Below are 2956 nucleotides of genomic sequence, written 5' to 3' on the forward strand. Positions count from 1 at the left end.
ACGCGGATCCAGCCGGCCTTGTAGACCAGCAGGGTGGCGCCGGAGACCGCCATGGTGCCGAGCACCGCCTGGAAGGGCGCGCCGCTCCACCGGCTGTTGAACATCTCGCTGAAGACACCGAGGAAGACGCCCTCGAAGGCGGCGTACCCCAGGATCAGCGCGGGCGAGGGGGTGCGCTTGAAGCTCTGCACCATCGCCAGGACGAACGCGACCAGCGCGGCGCCGACGGCCAGTCCGTAGCTGGTGCCCGAGACCGGCAGCAGCGCCCAGGCGAGGACGGCGCCGACGGCGACCGTGCCGAGCGTGAGGGCCGAGCGGACGACGACGTCGTCCATGGTCATGCGGTCGGTGGTGACCGGGGCCTGCGGCGGTGCGCCGTACGGGGCGTCCGCCTGCGCGTAGGGGTTCTGCGCGTACGGGTTCTGCGCGTACGGGTTGCCCTGGGCGTACCCGGCCTGCGGTGCGGTGTTGAAGCCGGCGTAGCCGTTGTCGCGGCTGAACCCCCGTCGCGAGAAGACCGGGTTGCTGCTCCTCATTTCACTCCTCCATGGCTGCCGAGTGCAGCCTTGGCCTCAAGAGTAATGGATTGGCAAAAGGACGGCATGATACTCGAGGAGGATCTTTCCCCTGCCGTGCTCAGCAACACGCTACGCGGACGACTGATTCCCGGCCATGGACGGACGGCCGACCGGGGCGCGGCCGCCACGCGGCCGGCCGAACGGAACCGGACCGTCGGCTTCCCCATTGGAAAGGGGTCGGAAGAAGTGCCCGGAGCCGGACTTGAACCGGCACGCCCGCGAAGGGGCAGCGAGGTTTAAGCTCGCCGTGTCTGCATTCCACCATCCGGGCAGGCCATGGGCTCCGCTTCGAGGCTCGAGCCTATCGGGACCCGCCCCCCGAACAGCGGGCGGGTGGACCGATGTTGTCTTATTTTATTGACGTCTGAGGGTGCATCAGCCGACGGAACGCGCCATCCGCACTTGCCAATAGCGTGACGTGACGGCTGTGCGCGCGTACGCGGAATGACGGAATTTCACCGTCCGAACGAGGGTGATCCCCCTGTTCTTCGCGCGCCCTCGGCGCACGAGCGGTGTCAGGGTCGCCCGTCCTCCCCAGGTATGACACCGGCCCGCTGCGTCCGACCCCAGTCGGCCCCGGGAACGGGAGCAGCGACTGACTACAGACGCGCCCGGCGCCGAGACGATGGACCGGTCCTCAGGAACACACGCCATCCCGACAGGAGCACCCTCCCGTGACCACCACACCCACCGCCGGCCGGACCACCGCCGTGGCCGCACGCGCCACGGAGCTGTCGAAGATCTACGGGCAGGGTGAGACCCGGGTGGTCGCCCTGGACCGGGTATCGGTCGACTTCCGGGCGGCCGAGTTCACCGCGATCATGGGCCCGTCCGGCTCCGGGAAGTCCACGCTGATGCACTGCGTGGCCGGGCTGGACACCTTCTCCTCCGGGTCCGTCCGGATCGGGGACACCGAGCTGGGCGCCCTGAAGGACAAGCAGCTCACCAGGTTGCGCCGGGACAAGATCGGCTTCATCTTCCAGGCGTTCAACCTGCTGCCGACGCTGACCGCCCTGGAGAACATCACCCTCCCGATGGACATCGCCGGCCGGAAGCCGGACCGGGCGTGGCTGGACCGGGTCATCGAGATGGTCGGGCTGTCCGGCCGGCTCGGCCACCGGCCCTCCCAGCTGTCCGGCGGCCAGCAGCAGCGCGTCGCCGTCGCCCGCGCCCTCGCCTCCCGGCCCGAGATCATCTTCGGCGACGAACCGACCGGCAACCTGGACTCGCGCTCCGGCGCCGAGGTCCTCGGCTTCCTGCGCAACTCCGTGCGCGAGCTGGGCCAGACCGTCGTCATGGTCACGCATGACCCGGTGGCCGCCGCCTACGCGGACCGGGTGATCTTCCTGGCCGACGGGCGGATCGTCGACGAGATGTACGCCCCGACGGCCGACTCCGTCCTCGACACGATGAAGCAGTTCGACGCGAAGGGCCGTACCAGCTGATGTTCCGCACCGCCCTGCGCAACGTCCTCGCGCACAAGGCCCGGCTGCTGATGACCGTGCTCGCCGTCATGCTCGGCGTGGCCTTCGTCTCCGGGACGCTCGTCTTCACCAACACCATCTCCGACGCCTACCAGAAGAGCTCCGCCAAGGGCGTCGACCGGGTCGACGTCGCCGTACGGCCCGAGTACCAGGACTCCGAGGGCGACAGCAAGGTCCCCGCGCTGACCCAGGCCCTGCTGGAGAAGGCCGCCCGGGTTCCCGGGGCCGCTTCCGCGACCGGCGTCGTCAGCGGTTTCACCGCCGTCGCCGACCGGCACGGCAAGCTGGTCGGCGGCGACTGGCAGTCCGCCGGCGGCAACTACTGGGGCGCGAAGGACCCCCGCTACCCGCTGACCGACGGCCACGCCCCGCACGGCAAGGACGAGGTGCTCCTCGACTCCGAGACGGCGAAGCGGGCCGGCTACCGGGTCGGCGACACCGTCCGCCTCTCCGTCGACGGCCCCGTCCTCACCCCCACCGTCAGCGGCATCTTCACCACCGACGACGGCAACGTGGCCGCGGGCGGCAGCCTCGCCCTGTTCGACACCCCGACCGCGCAGGCCCTGTTCGGCAAGAAGGGCACGTACGACGAGATCGACGTGCAGGCCGCGCCCGGTACCGGCCAGACGGCGCTCAAGGCCGCCCTCGACAAGGCCCTGCCGGCCGAGCTCGTGCGGACCACCACCGGCAAGCGGCTCGCCGACGACCAGGCGCAGGCGATCTCCTCGTCCATGAGCGGCCTGAAGCAGGGCCTGCTGGTGTTCGCGGGTATCGCCCTGTTCGTCGGCACGTTCATCATCGCCAACACCTTCACCATGCTGGTCGCCCAGCGCACCCGCGAACTGGCCCTGATGCGGGCGGTTGGCGCCTCCCGCCGCCAGGTCACCCGCTCGG

3 protein-coding genes and 1 tRNA gene are annotated in these 2956 nt (G+C 70.2%); 2 read left to right on the plus strand and 2 right to left on the minus strand.

All coding sequences use genetic code 11. From position 1 onward, the window contains the following. Together IE312_RS40795 and IE312_RS18940 are read right to left on the minus strand one after the other, a co-directional pair. A partial coding sequence (locus IE312_RS40795) for a Bax inhibitor-1/YccA family protein (RefSeq protein WP_229900097.1) occupies positions 1-536 on the minus strand: 536 nt, incomplete at its 3' end. Positions 537-765: 229 nt separating this feature from the next. Further along, positions 766-849, minus strand: a tRNA-Leu gene (locus IE312_RS18940). 403 nt (positions 850-1252) lie between these two features. Between IE312_RS18940 and IE312_RS18945 the strand changes: the two genes are divergently transcribed. Both IE312_RS18945 and IE312_RS40800 read left to right on the plus strand, forming a co-directional pair. Then, positions 1253-2023 carry an ABC transporter ATP-binding protein gene (locus IE312_RS18945; RefSeq protein ID WP_189983302.1) on the plus strand — a complete coding sequence of 257 codons (771 nt, stop codon included), beginning with the start codon at positions 1253-1255 and terminating at the stop codon, positions 2021-2023. Further along, positions 2023-2956, plus strand: a 934-nt coding sequence (locus IE312_RS40800) for an ABC transporter permease (protein ID WP_229900099.1), incomplete at its 3' end; no start/stop codon positions are given. The genes IE312_RS18945 and IE312_RS40800, both read left to right, overlap by 1 nt.

The sequence above is a fragment of the Streptomyces capoamus genome, assembly GCF_014654935.1.
Lineage (GTDB): Bacteria > Actinomycetota > Actinomycetes > Streptomycetales > Streptomycetaceae > Streptomyces > Streptomyces capoamus.